At 70.2% G+C, this 18,467-nt stretch carries 15 protein-coding genes and 1 pseudogene; 7 read left to right on the top strand and 9 right to left on the bottom strand.

All coding sequences use genetic code 11. The annotated features are described in order from the left end of the window. The 3 genes from ACIBQ1_RS43555 to ACIBQ1_RS43545 form a co-directional block, all read left to right on the top strand. On the top strand, window positions 1-395 hold a 395-nt coding region (locus tag ACIBQ1_RS43555; protein WP_397286588.1), incomplete at its 5' end, for a hypothetical protein. Between the two features lie 460 nt (window positions 396-855). Then, window positions 856-2,055, top strand: a complete 1,200-nt coding sequence (locus tag ACIBQ1_RS43550; RefSeq protein WP_397286587.1) for an NAD(P)/FAD-dependent oxidoreductase — start codon at window positions 856-858, stop codon at window positions 2,053-2,055. Then, window positions 2,052-2,972: an RNA polymerase sigma-70 factor gene (locus tag ACIBQ1_RS43545; protein WP_397286586.1), complete on the top strand. Its 921-nt coding sequence runs from the start codon at window positions 2,052-2,054 to the stop codon at window positions 2,970-2,972. The genes ACIBQ1_RS43550 and ACIBQ1_RS43545 overlap by 4 nt, the downstream gene beginning before the upstream one ends. 13 nt (window positions 2,973-2,985) lie before the next feature. Here the strand turns inward: ACIBQ1_RS43545 and ACIBQ1_RS43540 are convergent, their stop codons facing one another. Further along, window positions 2,986-3,870, bottom strand: coding sequence for an alpha/beta hydrolase (locus ACIBQ1_RS43540; RefSeq protein WP_397286585.1), 885 nt, complete (start codon window positions 3,868-3,870; stop codon window positions 2,986-2,988). A gap of 37 nt (window positions 3,871-3,907) precedes the next feature. Then, window positions 3,908-4,507, bottom strand: coding sequence for a GNAT family N-acetyltransferase (locus ACIBQ1_RS43535; protein WP_397286584.1), 600 nt, complete (start codon window positions 4,505-4,507; stop codon window positions 3,908-3,910). Between the two features lie 117 nt (window positions 4,508-4,624). Between ACIBQ1_RS43535 and ACIBQ1_RS43530 the strand changes: the two genes are divergently transcribed. Continuing rightward, a complete protein-coding gene (locus ACIBQ1_RS43530) occupies window positions 4,625-5,560 on the top strand; it encodes a TetR/AcrR family transcriptional regulator C-terminal domain-containing protein (protein WP_397286583.1) in 936 nt (311 codons plus the stop codon). A gap of 79 nt (window positions 5,561-5,639) precedes the next feature. Here ACIBQ1_RS43530 and ACIBQ1_RS43525 read toward each other — a convergent pair. Next, window positions 5,640-5,960, bottom strand: a pseudogene (locus tag ACIBQ1_RS43525) (DUF2871 family protein); the annotation flags it as partial. 94 nt (window positions 5,961-6,054) lie between these two features. Then, window positions 6,055-6,996, bottom strand: a complete 942-nt coding sequence (locus tag ACIBQ1_RS43520) for an SDR family NAD(P)-dependent oxidoreductase (protein ID WP_397286582.1) — start codon at window positions 6,994-6,996, stop codon at window positions 6,055-6,057. A gap of 95 nt (window positions 6,997-7,091) precedes the next feature. On the opposite strand from ACIBQ1_RS43520, the gene ACIBQ1_RS43515 reads away from it, so the two are divergent. The 3 genes from ACIBQ1_RS43515 to ACIBQ1_RS43505 all read left to right on the top strand — a co-directional run bounded on the left by ACIBQ1_RS43515 (window position 7,092) and on the right by ACIBQ1_RS43505 (window position 10,798). Further along, window positions 7,092-7,880: a TetR/AcrR family transcriptional regulator gene (locus tag ACIBQ1_RS43515; RefSeq protein WP_397286581.1), complete on the top strand. Its 789-nt coding sequence runs from the start codon at window positions 7,092-7,094 to the stop codon at window positions 7,878-7,880. A gap of 132 nt (window positions 7,881-8,012) precedes the next feature. Next, on the top strand, window positions 8,013-9,041 hold the full coding sequence (locus tag ACIBQ1_RS43510) for a dipeptidase (RefSeq protein WP_397286580.1): 1,029 nt from the start codon (window positions 8,013-8,015) through the stop codon (window positions 9,039-9,041). Between the two features lie 686 nt (window positions 9,042-9,727). Further along, window positions 9,728-10,798, top strand: coding sequence for a M20 family metallopeptidase (locus tag ACIBQ1_RS43505; RefSeq protein WP_397286579.1), 1,071 nt, complete (start codon window positions 9,728-9,730; stop codon window positions 10,796-10,798). A gap of 456 nt (window positions 10,799-11,254) precedes the next feature. Here ACIBQ1_RS43505 and ACIBQ1_RS43500 read toward each other — a convergent pair whose 3' ends face one another. From ACIBQ1_RS43500 to ACIBQ1_RS43480, 5 genes are all read right to left on the bottom strand, one after another. Then, the gene (locus ACIBQ1_RS43500) at window positions 11,255-11,935 is read right to left on the bottom strand and encodes a serine hydrolase (RefSeq protein WP_397286578.1); all 681 of its coding nucleotides are present in this window, start codon (window positions 11,933-11,935) and stop codon (window positions 11,255-11,257) included. Window positions 11,936-12,682: 747 nt separating this feature from the next. Continuing rightward, window positions 12,683-13,252 carry a dihydrofolate reductase family protein gene (locus tag ACIBQ1_RS43495; protein WP_397286576.1) on the bottom strand — a complete coding sequence of 190 codons (570 nt, stop codon included), beginning with the start codon at window positions 13,250-13,252 and terminating at the stop codon, window positions 12,683-12,685. 404 nt (window positions 13,253-13,656) lie between these two features. Beyond that, window positions 13,657-15,885: a SulP family inorganic anion transporter gene (locus ACIBQ1_RS43490; protein ID WP_397286574.1), complete on the bottom strand. Its 2,229-nt coding sequence runs from the start codon at window positions 15,883-15,885 to the stop codon at window positions 13,657-13,659. A gap of 81 nt (window positions 15,886-15,966) precedes the next feature. Further along, complete coding sequence (locus ACIBQ1_RS43485) at window positions 15,967-17,382, bottom strand: hypothetical protein (RefSeq protein WP_397286572.1); 1,416 nt, start codon at window positions 17,380-17,382, stop codon at window positions 15,967-15,969. Between the two features lie 183 nt (window positions 17,383-17,565). Then, complete coding sequence (locus tag ACIBQ1_RS43480) at window positions 17,566-18,087, bottom strand: YbhB/YbcL family Raf kinase inhibitor-like protein (RefSeq protein WP_397286570.1); 522 nt, start codon at window positions 18,085-18,087, stop codon at window positions 17,566-17,568. Window positions 18,088-18,467: the final 380 nt, after the last annotated feature.

Below are 18,467 nucleotides of genomic sequence, written 5' to 3'. Positions count from 1 at the left end.
GGAGCCCGCTCCTGTCCGCAGGTGTGACACACCGGGAGAACCGCCGAGATCGCCCCAACTCGGCCGTACCGACCAAACCCTTTGTCAGCAGGCTCTCAGAGCAATCTCAACTGATCCGCGAAGTCAACGGACCTGTTCGGCTCAACGTGAGACTCCGGTCCTACCGATGGCCTTGGCAGCGCTCTGTGGCTGACGAGGTGCTGGATGCATGCGGCACCGCCACTCTCACCGCCATGAACAAGCACTTCATCACCGCAAGGCTCGCCACCGAGCACCTCATCCACCGACTCAGCGAAGCGACAGGCGAGTCACGCGAAGAGATCTTGCAGGAACTCTCGCTTAGCATCGACGCAACGATTGCCGCTGCAGAAGACAAAGCTGACGACACTGGATGATGAGCAGGGCACAACTGGGGCACATGACCACGCGATCATGCGCGAAACGCCGAGAGACTCTGAGAGCGAGACTTGCAGGTCACAACGCGTAGGGCGCGAATCCCAGCAGCTCATTCCAAGCCCGAGAAAGGAACCCGGCCTACAGGCCGACTCGTCACCCAACCCCTGGTGTCCACCTGGGCCGGTGGCCAGGAGGCCGGCGTCGAGGGCCGACGCGAGGATTTCCGTGACCAGGGTCAGGGTGACCTGGGCGCTTTTCCTTCCAGGGGGACTTGCCGCGGTATCCGCACCGCGCCCCACGCATGTCGCTGCCCCCATCCAGCGTTCGAGGGGATGACCCCTGAGCGCTGACCGGCTCCAGGGCGAGGATGGCTGTGTCGTACGTCACATCAGTCTCATGTCACGGACGGGCGGGCTGCTTGCATCACGTGGTCGTCAGCGCGAGGAGAAAGGCGCCAAAATGAACAAAAACCGTGAAGCGAGCAGGGCGGCCACGCATCGGATTCTGGTTCTGGGGGCTGGGTACGCGGGCATGGCCGCGGCCGTCCAGCTCGCGGCTCGGGTCGGGCGGCGTGCGGACGTGCGGGTGACCCTGGTGAACCCGCGGGAGCGGTTCACCGAGCGGTTGCGGCTGCACATGTCGGCGACCGGGCAGCAGGTGGCCGAGCTGAGCATCCCGGAGCTGCTGGAGGGCACGGGTGCGCGGTTCGTGCGCGGCTGGGTGACGGCGGTGGACGTGACCGCGAAGACCGTGCGGATCGACGACGATCGGGTGCTGCGCTACGACACGCTGGTGTACGGGCTGGGCGGCGTGGCCGACACGGCGGCGGTGCCGGGTGTGGAGGATCACGCATACACCCTCAACGGCCCTCAGGACGCCGAGGTGCTGGCCGGCCGGCTGGCTCGGCTGGGCCGTGGCACGGTCGTGGTCGGCGGCAGCGGGCTGACCGGCATCGAGTCGGCCGCGGAGATCGCCGAGCGCTACCCGGAGCTGAACGTGGTGCTGCTGGGCCGCCAGGAGCCCGGCGCGGCCATGAGCCCCAGGCCGAAGGCGTATCTGCAGGCCGCGCTCGCGCGCCTGGGCGTCCAGGTGCGCAGCGGGGCCGAGGTGACGAAGGTGCTGCCGGACTCGGTGGAGCTGGCGGGCGGGGAGAGCGTCCCCGCCGACGTCGTGCTCTGGACGAGCGGTACGCGGGTGTCGCCGCTGGCGGCCGCCGCTGGTCTGACCGTCGACGAGCGCGGCCGTATCGTCACCGACGGCACGCTGCGGTCGGTGTCGCACCCCGACGTGTACGCCGTGGGCGACGCGGCGGCGATCCGCCAGGGATACGGCGTCATGCACGGCACCTGCCAGGGAGGCATGCCGACCGGCGTGCACGCCGCGGTGTCGATCGTGCGCACGCTGGACGGCAAGCGGCCCAGGCCGTTCCGCTTCGGCTACTACCACACGCCGGTGAGCCTGGGGCGGAACGACGCGGTCGTGCAGTTCACCCACCCCGACGACAGCCCCCGACGGGTGTATCTGACCGGCCGGATGGCGGCACGGTATAAGGAGACGGTGACCGCTTCGCCCTGGCCGACCTATGGCCGCATGAAGAAGATGCCTGCCTCGGGCGCGTTCTGGCCGCGCGGCGGCCGCTTCACCAGGGGCGTGCGGTGACCCACCCGTCCCCCGAGCGTGACCAGCAGGTTTTCCACCAGCATCGCAACCTGCTGTTCTCCGTGGCCTACCGCATCCTCGGCACCGTGGCGGACGCCGAGGACGCGGTCCAGGACGCCTGGATCAAGTGGTCGGCCGCCGAGCGTTCGCAGGTGGCCGACCCCAAGGCGTACTTGGCGCGGATCGTGTCGAATCTGGCGCTGCAACGGCTGCGCTCCACGCAGCACCAGCGCGAGACCTACGTGGGGCCGTGGCTTCCCGAGCCCATCCTCACCGCCGGCGACACCGCCGACGACGTCATGAACGCCGAGTCGGTGTCGACGGCGATGCTGGTGGTGCTGGAAACCCTGAGCCCGCTCGAGCGCGCGGTGTTCGTGCTGAAGGAGGTCTTCGGCTTCAGCCATGCCGAGATCGCGGAGGCGGTGGAGCGTTCCGAGACCGCGGTGCGCCAGGCCGCGCACCGCGCTCGCGAGCACGTACGGGCCCGGCGGCCCCGGTTCACCGCGGACAGGTCGCGTCGGCGCGACGTCACGGAACGGTTCCTCGCCGCCGCGACCGGGGGCGACATCAACACCCTCATGGAGTTGCTGTCCCCGGAGGTCACCCTGTGGACCGACGGCGGCGGCAAGGTACGCCAGGCCCTGCGTCCGGTCGTCGGCGCGCAGACGGTGGCCGGCTGGTTCGGCGCCATCGGCAAGGTCGCCTACCAGGGTGTCGAGCCCGCCGACATGAACGTCGCGCTGGTCGAGATCAACGGCGGCCCGGGCGTGGTGTTCAGCGGTCTGGGGCGCGTGATCGCCACCGTCACCTTCGATTTCGATGCTGACGGGCGTATCACCACGATCCATAACATCGCCAACCCGGACAAACTCCAGGCCATCGCCGACGGGGTCACCCGCGACGTCGGCACCCCCTGAGGCCGGCGCGGGGTCAGCGGCTGAGGAGCTCGCCGAAGATCTTCACCACTTCGGGGCGGTCGAAGGGGCCGACGTGGGGTGCCGCGACGCTCCGTACGTCGGTCGGGTTGCCCGGCGTGAGGCGGTCGGCCTCGCTGATGAACCGGTCCTGCAGCGCAGGTGGGATCAGCCGGTCGAGGGTGAAACGTACGTAGGTTCGCGGAATGCGGCCCCAGGTGTGCGCCTCGCCCCGCGCGTCGGCCATGGGAATGGTGGCGGTCTCGTCAGGTTCGAGCATGTTGAGCAGCCGGCTCACCCCCTCGTCGGTGAAGTCGGCGGCGAGGGCCTCCTTGACGCCGCGGAACACCCCCGGGTCGGCCGAGCGCCAGTTGAGCCGGGTCACCCCCAGGATCGCCGGGTCGGCGACCAGCGCCTGGGTCACCTGGGGGAGCAGGCTGTCGCTGTTCTCCGGCGTGGCGAGGTAGGCGGCCATGTTCGGCAGGTCCACGCAGCAGTACGCGGCGACATAGACGACCCGTTCGAGCAGGTCGGGGATGGCGTTGCCGACCTTGCTCACGGTGACGCCGCCCTGGCTGGCGCCGGCCAGGATCACGGGCCCGTGGCGGCGGGCGCGGCGTACCACGTCCACGACGCGCTCGACATAGTCGTCGACGGTGATCTCGGCGAGCGGCGACGGTTCGGTGGCCAGCGCCTGGAGGTCCTGCGGGGCCTGGTACGCGCGGGGGTAGAACGCCTCGTCGCCGTGTCCGGGAAGATCGACCATCACGGCGCGGTGCCCGCGCAGGGTGAGTTCGCGGATCAGCCCCGTGCCCCAGGCCGACGAGGAGTTGGTGCCGTGGACGAACACCAGGGTCGGCGGTCGCCGCTCGGTGGTCTCTGCTTCATGGTCGGTGGTCATTGTCGGTCCCTTCCTTGTGTGTCGGGCTGATCGCGGGTCAGGGGCGCGGGCTGCGCCACATGGGCCACAGGAGCGGGCTGTCGGCCACCCGTACCGGTTCGCCGAGATCTTCGAACCCGTGCCGCAGGTAGAGGGCCCGGCTCCGGGGCGAACTGGCCTCCAGGTACGCGGCGAGCCCGTCGGCGTCCGCCCGCTCCAGTCGGTGGCGCAGCATCACCGAGCCGAGCCCGGCGCCCTGCCGCCGGCCGAGCACTCCCATGCAGGCGAGGTAGAGGTGCGGTTCGTGGTCGGGGTGCCGTTGCGCCAGCGCCTCGCCCACGGCCTGCAGCCGCGCCCCGCTCTCGCCGAAGACCTCCTCGGGCGGGCCCGGAGGCTCCTCGTCGGGCGTCTGGCCCGCGGCCGACGTCAGCCACACCGAGGCGCCCTCGCGCCGGCCGATCAGGTACGCCTCGGCCGTGGGGTGAGCGAGGAGGGAGCGGTAGAAGTGCGACTGGAGCCGGCCTCGGTCGCTCGCGTCGGGGAAGAGCCAGCAGGCGAGAGGGTCGTTCATGAACGCCTCGGTGAGGACGTCCAACACCGCCCGCACGCCTTCCTCGTCAGTCTGCCGTAGAGGTGCGTACGGCGTATCCGCTGTCATGCGTACAGAGTATTTCACGAATCGCCAACCTGGTGTTTATACGGAAATATGCCGAACAAAGTGAACTAGTACTGTGGAGATTGAACTAGTACACTTGCCAACGGATGGGAGGCTGCCATGGAGCGACCGGATCCCCCCTACCAGCGGATCGTCGCGGAGATCCGCGCCCGGATCGTGGCCGGCGACCTGCGGCCCGGCGACCGGATGTCGTCCGTCCGGCAGATCGCCCGGCGATGGGGCGTCGCGCTCGCCACCGCGACCAAGGTGATGGCCGCATTGCGCGACGAGGGGCTGGTCGAGACGAAGGTCGGCTCCGGCACGGTGATCAGCGCCCGCGCGACCCGCGAGCGGCCGGCCACGTCACCGGGCACGCGGCAGGCCGACGTCCCCAAGCAGGCGCTGAGCCGCGAGCAGGTGCTCCGCACCGCCATCGCGATCGCCGACGTCGAGGGGCTCGACGCCGTGTCCATGCGGCGGCTCGCGGCCGAACTCGGCGCCGGCCCGATGTCGCTGTACCGGCACGTGGAGAACAAGGACGAGCTGGTGACGCACATGGTCGACGAGGTCTTCGGCGAGCCGGAGCTCCCCGTCCCCGGGCCGGACGGGTGGCGGGCCAAGCTCGAACTGATCTCCCGCCGGCAATGGCAGCTCGTGCGGCGACACCTCTGGCTGCCCAGGGCCGTCTCCTTCACGCGCCCGTTGCTCGTGCCCAACATGATGGCCCACACCGAATGGACCCTGCGCGCGCTCGACGGCCTCGGCCTGCCCATGGAGACCCGCATCCGCGAGGCGCTGACGCTGCACGGCCTGGTCGTCACCGTCGCGCTGTCGATGGCGGACGAGGTCGAGGCGGAGCAGGAGACCGGCGTGACGCTCGACCGGTGGTGGCTCACGCGGCGCAATCGCGCCGACGAGCTGCTCAACAGCGGACGGTTCCCGCTCCTGGCCTCGATTCCCGAGGAGGCGGTGTCGGATATGAACGGACTTTTCGAGTACAGCCTCGCCCGCCATCTCGACGGCTTCGCCGCCCTGGTCGAGGAGCACGCCCCCTGAGAGGCGCGTTCCGGCCGCCGGTCGTCGTCAGAGGGCCGACGGCCGGCGCGGACTTGGCGGGGATGCGCCTGCCCAAAGTGACGAACAGCGGGATCAGGCCCACCGTCAGGAGGACGTGCCCCAGCCCTGAGACGATCGCGATGAGTTCGCCGCTGGGCCGGCCGAGGACGGTCAGGGTCCCGTGGAGAGTCATCATGGCGACGGTCACCGCGAGGCCGGCGTTGTAGATCCAGAAGAACCAGAGGAAGAACAGCATCCCGAGCGCGAGCAGGTGCGTGTGGACGAGGCCCAGCCGCGTGTCGCCGGTGAAGCCCGTCAGCTTGGTGATCTCGCGGTAGTACAGGCCGCTGACCAGTCCGAGGATCATGTAGACGTGAGCGACGTTGAGGATCTTCCTCATGGGTGCTGACCTTCACTGTCGCGGGGGGTCTGTGCCGGGAGGGCGTTATCGGACTGTGGTCCGACTTTGCAAGGGGGCCCGCGTCCGGCTGGTTTCACCCGAGGTTCGAGCCTGGATCGAGCCCGGTCAGGGCGGAACTGGCGGCCCATACGCGTGCCGCGAGCTCGACGTCGGCGAGGTGACCTCGTACGGGCTCGGGGGCGGGCAGGCCCCGGATCCCGAGGACCCGGGGTCCCCATAGCTGGCCGCCGCGTACGGACGGGTCGAGGACGGCCCGGACGGCGGGCCGGGCGGCGGCCTCCTTGCCCTGGAGGAGGAGGCCGGCGGGCAGGCCGCGCAGCCGTTCGCCGGTGGTCGGGAGGTGGACCGGCGGGCGTGCGGGCGTGAGGGAGTCGAGCGCGCCGCCGGGGTGGGTCACCACGCTCAGCGTCGTGCTGCCCGCGGCGCGCAGGCGGCGGTCGAGCTCGAAGCCGAAGAGCATCTGCGCGAGCTTGGACCGCGCGTAGGCGCGCTTGGGCCGGTAGTCGCGCGTGCTCTGGAGATCGTCGAGGTCCAGGCTCTCGGACTTCGCGGTGAAGCTGCCGGTGGTGACGACGCGGCTCGCGGGGGTGGCCGTCAGCAGGGGCGCGAGCCAGTGGATCAGCGCGAAGTGCCCCAGATGGTTGGTCGCGAACATCAGCTCGACGCCGTCCTCGGTGACGCGCCGTCGCGGCTGGTCGAACAGCACTCCGGCGTTGCAGACCACCGCGTCCAGCCTTTCCGGGCCTTCCGGGCCCAGGGCGTCCGGCGCGGCCTTGATCGAGGAGGGGTCGGCGAGGTCCAGGCGGATGTGGCGGACGCGCGCGCCGGGGACGCGGCCGCTGATCGCGGCCCGCGCGGCCTCGGCCTTGGCCGCGTCACGGCAGCCGAGGACGACGGTGGCGCCGGTGCCGGCGAGTTGCTCGGCGACGAAGTATCCGATGCCCGCGTTGCCGCCGGTGACGAGAAAGCGTTTGCCCTCGGCGCGCGGCAGGTGTCGTACGTCCCAGCTGGCCATGTCCGGCTCCTTGTCTCGATTTATCCTGAACTGACTCTGAAACTATAGTCATTATAGTTTCATAGGCATTCGAGGTTTCGAATACGATGGGGGACATGGCGATGGGGCGCCGCGAGCGCAAGAAGGCACAGACCCGCCGGGCGTTGTCGGAGGCCGCGTTGCGGCTGTTCTCCGAGCGTGGGTACGACGGCGTCACCGTCGCGCAGATCGCCGACGAGGCGGACGTCTCCATCGCCACGCTGTTCGCGCACGTGCCGGACGGCAAGGAAGCGCTGATCTTCGACGACGGTGCCGAGCGACACGTGTGGCTGGTGGCCGCGGTCCGCGAACGGCCCTCCGGCCAGTCCGTGCTGGAAGCCCTGCGCCGGTGCCTGGCGGGCCGGGGGCCGTTCGCCGACGATCTCCCGCCCGAGCTGCGGGCCAAGCGCGACCTGATCGTCGGCACGCCCGCGCTGCGCGAATACTCGCGCAAGCTCTGGACGGCCGGCGAGGGGCCCCTGGCCGAGGCGATCGCCGCCGAGAGCGGCCTCGACCCCTCCGACATGACCGTACGCGCGCTCGCCCGCTACGTCCTGGAGATCCCCGAGCTCGCGGGCACGGAAGCCGACCCTTTGGGCGCGATGAACGCCATCTTCGACCTGCTCGAATCCGGCTGGCCCGAGTCGCGCGCGCCGGCCGCGCCCACGGTCGGGCCGGTCACGGCTGTGGCCGAGCCGACCGCGTCTACGGCCGAGTCCATCGCGTCGGCCGCGTCCACGGCCGGGGCGGCCGCGTCTACGGCTGAGCCGGTCGCGCCTGTGGCCGAGCCGACCGCGTCTACGGTGGGGCCGGCCACGCCAACAGCACGGTCGGCGCGTCCCCGGACCGGGCCCGCAGAGCGGTGATGACCTCGCTCACCGGGCCGCCGCACTCCCCGGCGGCCCAGGCGAACCTCAACCCACAGTCGTACAAGTGATCCAAAAAATCGGACCCAGGACGCATTGGAGCAGGTCCTGCCCTCGCGATAACGTCCACCCATGACGCTTCCGCTCCACCAGCGCGCAGTCGTGGCCGACACGCACAACGATCTGCTCATGGCCGTCTCCGCTCGGCCGCCCAAGCAGTGGGCCTCGTTCTTCCGGGAGCGATGGCTGCCCCAGCTCGTCGAGGGCGGGGTCGATCTGCAGGTCCTGCCGGTCTTCATCGACGACCAGTACCGCCCGGAGGGGGCGCTGAGGCAGACCTTGCGCATGATCGAATGTGCGCACGTGCTCGCCGAGGGCAATCTTGACCACGTTCGGATATGTCTGAACGCGGCCGACATCGACCGCACGCTCGACGAGGGCAAGATCGCTCTGGTGATCGCGCTGGAGAGCATGCCGGGCATCGACGCCGACGTGGAGCTGATCTCGACCGTTCACCGCCTCGGAGTGCGGGTGGCCTCCATCGCGCACTTCGGGCGCACGCCACTGGCCGACGGCAGCGGTGAGGACGCCACGGGCAGTGGCCTGACCTCCCACGGCGTCGCGGCGCTGGAGGAGATGGAGCGGCTCGGGATCGTCTTCGACGTCTCCCACCTGGGCGCCTCCGGCGTGGCGCACGTCCTGGAGCTGGCCACCAGGCCGGTCCTGGCCACCCACTCCTCCGCCAGGGCGCTGCGCGACCACCACCGCAACCTCACCGACGATCAGCTCCGCGCCGTGGCCGCGACGGGTGGCGTGATCTGCGTCAACTTCTTCGCCCCCTTCCTCGCCGGCCGCGAGGAGGACATGACCCTCGACCGCCTGCTCGACCACATCGAGCACATCGTGTCCGTCGCCGGGATCGACCACGTCGGGCTGGGCCCCGACTTCATCCGCGAGGTCATGGACGACCTGACGCCGCCGTGCTGCGAGGGCCTCAACATGAGGGGCGTCAACCCGAAGTCGGCGATCCCAGGGCTGGAGGGTCCTTCGGGCCTGCCCATGGTCACCGAGGGCCTGCTCGCCCGCGGCCTCCCGGAGAAGGACGTCATCAAGATCATCGGCGGCAACGTGCACCGCTTCCTGGGCGAACAACTGGCGTGATCGGCGGCGCCGGCGCCGGTTCCCGGGCAAGGAGCTGGTCCGGCCGATGGAAGCATGCGCCGCTTTCCGGGTAAGTAGCAGGTGGAGTTGGTGGCGGCCGGTGCCGTCTCCTGGGTGAGCGACTGATGGCGTTGGCGACAAGGTGGGCTGGTTCCTGGGCGGGGACCGGCTGGGTCGGTGGCAGCGTGCATGCTGCCTGGGCGAGTAGTCGGTGGAGTTGGCGGCGGTGGCGTGCGCCGTCTCCTGGGTGAGCGACTGATGGTGTCGGCGGCAGCGTGTGCTGGTTTCTGGGCGAGTAATGGGTTGGGGCTGGCGGCGGCGCGTGCTGGTTCCCGGGAGGGGAGCCGGATGCGGTTGGCGTCGGCGTGCGCTGGTTCCCGGGAGGGGAGCCGGTTTCGGTCGGCGTCGGCGTGCGCTGGTTCTCAGGAGGAGGGCCGGTTCGGGTCAGCGGCGACGTGCGCTGGTTCCTGGGCGGGGCCGGTTCGGGTTGGTGGCGGTGTGCGCAGGCTGTTGGGCGTCAAGTTGGTTCTGGCGGCGGCAACGTGCACCGCTTGCCGCGGTGAGCAAACGGCGAGGGCGCCGGCGTGCGCATCGTCCCCTTCCTCCTCGGACAGGGATCGGGCCGGTGTGAGAGGGCGGCGGCGGAGAGGAAACGGAATGAAGCGCGAGCTCTACGGAGGGGCGGCATGATCGAGGATCTCGAAGAGCTGGTGTTGTGCGAGTCGTTCACCCACGATCTGGAAGCCGTGGCCCGCAGCGCGAAGGTCGTGGCGGCGATGGGAGCCCGCTATCTGGGCGCGCAGCCCGAGTTCCTCGTGATCGACGGCGTCACGCATCTGCGCTGGAGGTTCGGCACCCCCAAGGTGTTCCTGCTGTGCCACCACGACACCGTGTGGCCGATCGGCACTCTGGCCACCCACCCATGGTCCGTGGTGGACGGCGTGGCGCGGGGGCCCGGGGTGTTCGACATGAAGGCGGGGCTGGTGCAGACGTTCCACGCGCTGGCCGGGCTCGGCTCGCTCGACGGCATCACCTTGCTGATCAACGGTGACGAGGAGTGCGGCTCGCGTACCTCGTCCGGGCTGATCAAGGAGACCGCCCGCGGGCTGGCCGCCGCGTTCGTCATGGAGGCAAGCGCTGACGGCGGCGCGCTGAAGACGTCCCGCAAGGGCACCGCCCTCTACACCGTCAACGTCCGGGGCCGGGCCGCGCACGCCGGGCTTGAGCCCGAGAAGGGGGTGAACGCCGGGATCGAGCTGGCACACCAGATCCTGGCCATCGCCGCCATGGGCTCCGGGGCCACCACTGTCACGCCGACGGTCTTGTCGGGCGGCACGTCACGCAACACCGTCCCTGCCGCGGCCTCGATCGAGGTGGACGTGCGGGTGGCGGAGATGTCGGAGCAGGCTCGGGTGGACGCCGCCTTCCACGGGCTCCGGCCGGTCCTGCCCGGCACCCGCCTGGAGATCCTCGGCGGCCCCAACCGGCCGCCGCTCGAGAGCGCGATGTCGGCCTCGCTGTACGCGCTGGCGCAGGAACTGGCGTCAAACCTCGGAGTGGGGCCGCTGACCTCTGCCTCGGTGGGCGGCGCCTCGGACGGCAACTTCACGGCGGGAGTCGGCTGCCCGACCCTCGACGGGCTGGGCGCGGTGGGCGGCGGGGCGCACGCGGACGACGAGCACGTCATCCTCGCCGAGATGCCACGGCGCACCGCCCTCCTACGGGCCCTGATCGAAGCCGTCCGCCATGGTGGCTGAGCGCGGGGTCCTCCCCGTGCGGGGGTAGAGGGTGCAGGCCCCGTGCGGGTGGAGGCAGCGCAAGCCCCGTTGGGGTAGTGGTTGGGGCCCCGTGGGGTGGAGGCAGCGCAGGTCCCATGTGGGTGGAGGTGGTGCAGGGCCCCGTGAGGGTGGAGCAGTGCAGGCCCCTGCGGGGTGGAGGTGGTGCAGGGCTCCGAGTGGGTGGGAGGCGGTGTAGGTCCCCTGTCGGGTGTGGTGCGGAGCCGCCACGGTGTCTGAGTGAGGAGGTTCGCCTTCCTCCCCTCCGCAAGGGGGATGGGGATGCGGGCGAGGTTTGCGGGTGCGGCTGGGAGGTGGTCTCGTCGCCTGTGGTCCGCGGTCCCGGAGGGCGTCTCGTGCGGTCGCGGTCTTGGAGAGCGTCATTTGCGGTTTATCGTCCTCGAGGGTGTGATCCGCGGTTTGCGGTCTTGGAGGGTGTCATCTGCGGTTTGCGGTCTTGGAGAGCGTCTTGGTGAGGGCCTGGGTGACGAGTTTGGCGACCTGCTCGACCGTTTTCACCCCGGCGCTCATCGAGCGGTGCCGGTGGGAGATGACGGCGATCAGGTACGTGTGCCCGTGGCGGTCGCGTACCCGGCCGATGCTGTTGACCGTCCACCGGCCCCCGTCACGCGGGCGTGGTAGCCAGCCGTTCTTGAGGGCCATGCCCTTGCGTCCGGCCGCGCTGACGCCCCACGACTGCTCCGGCGTCACATCGCTCATCAGGCCGAGCACGTACCGGCGGTTCCTGGCGGAGAGGGGGCTCTTGGGGGAGGTGAGCGCGGTCAGGAGGCGGACCTGGTCGGCGGCGGTGGTCGTGGTCGAGCCCCAGGCTCCTCCGGGGCCGGGGGTCGTGTCGCGAAGGCCGAGTTTCCTGTGGGCGGTGGCCAGCCCCGACGCGCCGCCGATCGCGGACCACAGCGCGGACGCGGCGGCGTTGTCGCTGACCTTGACGGCCCGTGCCGCCGAACGTCGTTCCCAGCCGGTGAGGCCGCGGTGCCGGCGCTGGGCCATGAGCAGCAGTGCGACCACGATGTCGACCTTGACGATGCTGGCGGTGGCGGTTCTGAGGCCGCGGTTGTAGGTGTAGGACAGGCCGGTGGAGAGTTCGCGTACCGACACCGAGAACTGACCTGGCAGGGTGGCCAGGGAGCGGGTCAGGGCCTTCCGGTACGCACTACGCGGACTGTGCGATGGGCGCGCAGGGGCAGTTGGTGAGGTCGCGGCGAGCGGGCGGGGGATGAGCGGGGCGGGTGCGGGGGCAGGGTTGGGGCTGCATGAGGTGAGCAGGGATAACGGGACGGTGGCGGTGAGGACGGACGCCAGGAGGAGCGTTCGCCGGACCGGTCGCGTCCCGGGGTGGGATGGCACGGTGGCCTACGTGGGGGAGGAAAGCGATGAAGCGCGCGAAGCCATGGCAGGCAGCATCGTGGCGCGGTTGTTTCTCCCGCGTTAGCCGCACGCAAGGTCGGCCGCGCGGCCGCTCAGCCGCGCGCCCGGTCTGCCGCGTCCGGCCAGCCACATGCTCGGTCAGCTGCGCGCCTGGTCAGCTGCGCGTCGGCCAGCCGTGCGCTCGGTTGGCCACATGCTCGGTTGGCTGCGCGTCCGCTTAGCTGCGCGCCGGTCGGTCGTGCGCCGCGGTCGGCTGCGCGCTCGGTCTGTCGCGCGCTCGGTCAGCTGCGCGCTCGGTCAGCTGCACGCTCGGTTGGCTGCACGCCGATCAGCCGCGCGCCCGGGTGGCGGCGGGAGTGTCCGTTCCGGCTGGAGGCCGCATCGCTTGAAGCACCGAGCAGCGGCCTGCGAGGTAAGGCCGAACGGCGGCCGCTGCGATTGTTCGGAATTACCTCGCATTTTCCGTGCTGTGGGCCGCTACTTCACGACCCGGAACCGTAGATGTGTGACCGCGTTGGAGTCGATCACTTGCGTGCGTTCCAACTCGATATGGCCCAGATCGTCCAGCAGTCGGGTTCCGCCGCCCAGCACGACCGGCACCAGGTTGATATGCAACTCGTCCAGCAGCCCCGCGCGCAGGAACTGTTGTCCTGTCTGGGCACCCATCACGATCACGTCCTTGTCGCCGGCCGCGTCCTGGGCGGCCTTGAGGGCGGTCTCGATGCCGGTGGTGACGAAGGTGAACATCGCGCTCTTCATGACGAGTTCGTCGCGGGCCTGGTGGGTGAGCACGACGGTCGGTGCCGGATACGGAGTGTCCTGCCAGTGTGGCAGACCGACGTCGAACGTACGCCTACCGACCACGACCGCGCCCACCATAGCGAGCATCGCAGCCGTGACCTCCTTGTCGCGCGGGTCGGGCCGGTCGGTGAACATCCACTCGTGCAGCCTCATACCGCCCTTACCCATGGGATGCTCCGCGCCGATATCGGGTCCTGCGACGAAGCCGTCCAACGACATGCTCTTGTACAGCACTACGGTGCCCATCGCGTCCTCCTGAACGTTGTCCTCAGGAGTTGGACCGCCCAGCCTCCCGCAACTCATCGGCGCAGAGCGGGCACAGACTCCGCCAGATCTGCCGCTGTCAGATTCCTCCCGGTGCAGTAATCCGAACGTTGCCCGAGCGGTGGCAAGGTAGGTCCGGACGTGGCAAGGTTCGCGCGGACAGGACAGGGAGATTCATCGGGGGAGGTGGTGAGGGGCGGAGGCGGTAGTCCGTTGTCTTGCTACCATCGGCGGCCCCGTTCGGGGACGTAGTTCGACAGCGGGCGCCTCCGCCCCTCCGGCCCCTGGGAGTCAGGACCGGCGTGGCGAGGGACGCCATGGGCACGTGGAGAACCTCGCCGGCCCACGCGACACTAATCCGCCCCCGGCGCCCCGTCTGCGCACGATTACTCAGAACCGGCGCTCACACGCCCGCCCCCGACCTGCGTACGGGCGCCCGGCAGCGGTGGCACCATGTGCACCCGGGCCGAGCCGATGTCGAAGTAGAGCCCCACCAGCTCCAGCTTCCCGGCGCGCACCTGCTCGTCGACCTTCCGGTACGTGCGCAGGTTCTCCAGCTGCTGCTGCACGTTGACCCGGCACAACACGTCCAGAGCACCGCTGTGCAGCCGATCGCCCTCGGTCTCGATGAACGTGGCCAGGCTGTGGTTCCCGTGCCGCAGCCACCTCCTCAGCCCCGGCAGGCTGCCTGCCTGCACCCCGCCGCTCAGCACCCCCGCCATGGCGCCGCACCCCGAGTGGCCGCACACCGTGATCGTGTGTACGCCGAGGACCTGCGTGGCGTACTCGACCGCCGCCACCATCGAGTCGTCGTGCGGTTCGGAGCCCCTGCGCGGCACCAGGTTGCCGATGTTGCGCACCGTGAACAGGTCACCCGGGCCGCTCGCGGTGATGAGGCTGGGCACGATCCGGGAGTCGGCGCATGTGATGAACAGGTGCGACGGCTGCTGCTTGCGGGCCAGCTCGGTGAAGATGGGCCGGACCAGCGGCGCCGTACGCCGGTGGTACTCGCGCGCCCCCGCCGTCAGCAGGCATTCGGCCTCGGTGGAGTCGGGAGCCGAGGGACGGACGGGACGACGGCGGTGCGACCACGGCAGCCACCAGCGATCCGGCACCTTGGGCGGCGACTTCACGGGGAACATGCGCGCGCCGCTGGCCGCCAGCGTGTACCACTCGTCGTGCAGCTCGTCGATGTCGACCATGCCGCCCATGCGCTCGTGGTCCAGCCGCCAGGAGTGGATGGCCTCGAAGGCGGCGTTGTCCATGAAGTCGATGTTCAGGTCGAGGTCCACGGCGGTGCCCGCGGCGATCGTCCGTAGTTCGTGCGTGAGCCTGGGCACCCCCAGGAACGTCAGCGAGCCGGAGACCGTCACGTGCAGCCGCCCGTCGACGCCCTCGCGCTTCAGGACCGTGACCCAGGTCAGGCGGCGCAGCGCGAGCAGCGCGGCCAGGATGAGCCCCATCACCACGCCCTCGGCGAGCCCGAGCACGATGACGGTAGCCATCGTCACGACGTAGACGGGCACCTCGCCGTGGCCGTGCACCTTCCTGACGTGACCGAGGTTCACCATCTGCACGCCGATGAACACCAGCAACGCCGCCAGCGCCTCCAGCGGGATCAGCTTGATCGACCAGCCGAACCCGATCGCGAACACCAGCACCCACACCCCGTGCAGGATCGCCGACCAGCGCGAACGGCCGCCCGCCTGAACGTTCGCGGTGCTGCGCACGATTACCCCGGCCACCGGCAGGCCGCCGAGGGCGCCGGTGACCATGTTCGCGACACCCTGGCCGGCCAGCTCCTGGTCGAGGTCGGCGCGGCGGCCGCCGTGCATCCCGTCCACCGCCACGCAGCACAGCAGCGACTCGCACCCGGCCAGCAGCGCCACCATCAGCACCGCCCCCACGATCATGTGCCAGTCGCCGTGCGGCAGGACGGGGAAGGCCCACTGGGTGACGCTGTGCGACAGGTCCACGCGCGTGACGTCCCAGTCGAACACCCACGCCGTCACCGCCGCCGCGAGCAGCGCCACCAGCGGCGCGGGCACGGCCTTGACCCGCTTGGGCAGCCGCGTCCACAGCGCCAGCACCGTGATCGTGAGCAGCCCGACGGCGACCTTGTGGCCGTGCAGGTTGGCGATCTGGCCGGGCAGCTCGATCAGGTTGGCGACGGCCGAACGCTGCGAGTTGCCGCCCAGCACCACGTGGAGCTGGGCGAGGGCGATGATCACGCCGACGGCCGCCAGCATGCCGTGGATGACCGCCGGCGACACCGCGAGTGCCGCCCTGGCCGCCTTGAACACGCCCAGTAGAAGCTGCACGGCCCCCGCCAGCAGGGTGATCATGCAGGTGGCGCGCCATCCGTACGTCTGCACGAGATCCACGACCACCAGCGACAACCCGGCGGCGGGCCCACTGACCTGTACGGCGGATCCGCCCAGCGCGCCCGCCACGATCCCGCCCACCACGGCGGCGATCAACCCGGCGGCCAGCGGCGCGCCGGAGGCCATCGCGATGCCCAGGGACAGGGGCACCGCGACGAGGAAAACCACGAGCGAGGCTGGCACATCATGCCGGAGGGTGCTCAGCCAGCTACTCTTCGTGTCGGGGATCATGGAGCAAACCCTATTGCTCCATCGACCCTGCTTTAAGACCGTGTCACGCTGGTTTTACGCATTAATAATGGGCGCGTGGGTTCACCGGTAGTAGTCGTGCGGGTGTTCCTGCTCGGACGAGCGGCGGTGGTTGCCGGCGTTGTTGCCGTTCTGGGAGCCGTACGTCGGCCATGCGGTCGCGCTCGACGGCGGCTCCGGCCAGGCCGCGGCCGGGGCGGTGGTGATGTCGCCCGTCTCGTAAGCGAACGGGGCCCCCGGCGGCGTCGGGGGGACCGGAGTGGAGGTCGACAGCACGTCGTCATAGGCCGAGACCGCCCTGCCGGGCACGGTCGGGGTGCTGGAGGCGGGGGTCGGGCCGGTGAGCGGCTCGGAGTCGTCGGCCACCGCCCAGCCGGAGCGCACCTCGTACGAGGCGGGATAGGACGAGCGCGCGGCGGGCTGCTCGAACGCCGGCCAGGAGCTCCCGTAGCCGGCGGCGGGGGTGGGGTCGTCGAGGATGTCGGGCTGCGCGGGCCAGGAGCCGGACGAGGAGGGCGTCGCCGGCGGGTTGGTCCAGGTGGTCTCGGCCGCGTTGGTGTAGGCGGGGAACGGGTCGCTGGTGGGCGCGCCGTGGATGGGGGCCGGCTGGGCGGGGAAGGAGCCGCTCGACGCGGGGGTGGCGGGGTAGGCGCCGCTCCCGTTGGGCTGGCTCAGGGGGTTGGCCGGGAAGGTGCCGCCGGCGGCCGGGGCCGCCGGGTAGGAGCCGGTGCCGCCCCTGGGCGAGTTGTTGGACGAGATGGAGTCGGGGCGCGGGGAGGGGACCGGCTGGGCGCCCGGGCTCAGGATGCTCATCACGTCGGCCGTCGGGGCCGCGAACGTCACCGTGCGCTGGTCCACCGGCTCCGGCCGGGACGGGGCGGGGCGCTTGGCGGGCTCCACAAGGTCGGCGAGGTTGGCCGCGGCGGAGGCCGGCTGGCGCTGCGGGAGGGGGGCCTGGATGGTGGTCGCGTCGGGGTCGACGGCGGCGGAGGCGGCGACGGGCCGGGGCTTGGCGGTGCGTTCCTGGCGCTTGGGAGGGGTGGGGCGCTCCGCTGCGGCGGGCTTTTCGCGCTCGACCGGACGGGAGGCGCCCTTCCTGGCCGCCACTGTGCCGCCCGCGCCGAAGCCGCCCTCTTCCGCGTCGCTGCGGATGTTGGCCCAGAACTCCTCGTCGTCGTCATCGGTGGACGGGTTGCCCCACTCGTCGACGCCGCGCCTGCCACGCTGACCGGTGCGCACCGGTTTGGGTTCGCGCTCGCCGATGGGGCTGAAATCGGGGCTGAAATTGGCCATGCGAGGCTCGTGCGAGGCGAACTCGTCAGTGGACCGCGTCTGGGTCCTCTCCTCCTTCTCGGCCATTTCCTTCAGCCGTTCCGGAGGGAGAGAGCTCTCCCGGCGACTCATCGAACGCATGCCCAGTGCCACGACGACGAGCACGAGGAGCACGACGGCGACCAAGCTCACTACGACCGCGATCATTGCACCACCCTCAAAGCCATGGCCTCCCTTCGGCGCCGGTGAGATCGCGCGGCCATCGACGCGACCTGCCCCCTTTGATCACCAGTGCCTAACGATTGGATCTGATTGTGTCGGACCACTATGAGCGTTGTCACACCCTACGTGAAGAATTGGTACACCCAACTACCTGCTGTGTTCGCTCTCTCACTGGATGTCGACTGCTGTGAGCCGACCCCGGGCGATGGTCTTGTCCGCGATCTCTTTCAGGATGTCGGGGAGCTCGTCACCCTGCTGGACGTCGACCTTGCCGTTCAACGTGTAGACGGTGAATCGGTAGCTGCCCGGGCTTTTGCAAGGGGGCTCGTAGCCCTCCTTGCCGCCGGTCACCTTCGCCTGGCTGGACCCGTCAGGAGGGCTCGCTGCGGCGTTGGGCCCCAGCTCGGTCGTGGTCGCCGGGATGTTGAAGAGCACCCAGTTCACGGCCGAATCGGACGATGTATGGGAGTCGACCACGATCGCGATCGACTTCGCCTCGGACAGTGGCTGGCTCGACCAGCGCAGCGGGGGACTGCCCTCGCCGCCCCGGCAGGAATATTCGGCGGGGAGCGGCTTGCCCTCCCCCAACTCCGGGCTGGAGACGTTGATCTCCGCGATGTCCTTGGCCTGAGATCTGCCGATGAAGCTGCCGCAACCGGCCAACGCGAACGCCACGGTCACCGCCGTCACACTGACGGCGATGCGTCGCAAACGTGTTGCCGCGTTACACAGCCCCATGCCGGATGATGCTACGCGGCTCTCGGCGGTGCGCAGACCGTTTCTCGATGGTCGGTGCTCGGTAAAGGATCCGAAACGGGGGAGAATCGCGGGATCCGCGTAGTGACGTTGGCCACAGGAGTGGCCCGCGTGTCTCCTGGGAGAGCGCAATCGGGCCGGGCCTCGGGACCTGTCCTGGCCTGCTGGTTCGACGCGGCGGGAGAGCGAGCTGGGTCTCGCGCGGGACCCGACAAAACGGACACCGATTTCGGTCACGACAGCGTCGCAAAAACCAGGTGCGCCAGATCGGTCCATAGATGTAGGCATCGGCGGTGATTTGGGGGGTTTCCGCG

The organism is Nonomuraea sp. NPDC050153 (assembly GCF_044460125.1).
Taxonomy (GTDB): domain Bacteria; phylum Actinomycetota; class Actinomycetes; order Streptosporangiales; family Streptosporangiaceae; genus Nonomuraea.
This window is presented reverse-complemented; position numbering and strand designations above follow the sequence as displayed.

Coding starts and splice junctions, on each gene's coding strand:
- ACIBQ1_RS43550 (WP_397286587.1), top strand. CDS start 856: ATGAACAAAAACCGTGAAGCGAGCAGGGCGGCCACGCATCGGATTCTG.
- ACIBQ1_RS43540 (WP_397286585.1), bottom strand. CDS start 3,870: ATGACCACCGACCATGAAGCAGAGACCACCGAGCGGCGACCGCCGACC.
- ACIBQ1_RS43535 (WP_397286584.1), bottom strand. CDS start 4,507: ATGACAGCGGATACGCCGTACGCACCTCTACGGCAGACTGACGAGGAA.
- ACIBQ1_RS43530 (WP_397286583.1), top strand. CDS start 4,625: ATGGAGCGACCGGATCCCCCCTACCAGCGGATCGTCGCGGAGATCCGC.
- ACIBQ1_RS43520 (WP_397286582.1), bottom strand. CDS start 6,996: ATGGCCAGCTGGGACGTACGACACCTGCCGCGCGCCGAGGGCAAACGC.
- ACIBQ1_RS43515 (WP_397286581.1), top strand. CDS start 7,092: ATGGCGATGGGGCGCCGCGAGCGCAAGAAGGCACAGACCCGCCGGGCG.
- ACIBQ1_RS43510 (WP_397286580.1), top strand. CDS start 8,013: ATGACGCTTCCGCTCCACCAGCGCGCAGTCGTGGCCGACACGCACAAC.
- ACIBQ1_RS43505 (WP_397286579.1), top strand. CDS start 9,728: ATGATCGAGGATCTCGAAGAGCTGGTGTTGTGCGAGTCGTTCACCCAC.
- ACIBQ1_RS43495 (WP_397286576.1), bottom strand. CDS start 13,252: ATGGGCACCGTAGTGCTGTACAAGAGCATGTCGTTGGACGGCTTCGTC.
- ACIBQ1_RS43490 (WP_397286574.1), bottom strand. CDS start 15,885: ATGATCCCCGACACGAAGAGTAGCTGGCTGAGCACCCTCCGGCATGAT.
- ACIBQ1_RS43485 (WP_397286572.1), bottom strand. CDS start 17,382: ATGATCGCGGTCGTAGTGAGCTTGGTCGCCGTCGTGCTCCTCGTGCTC.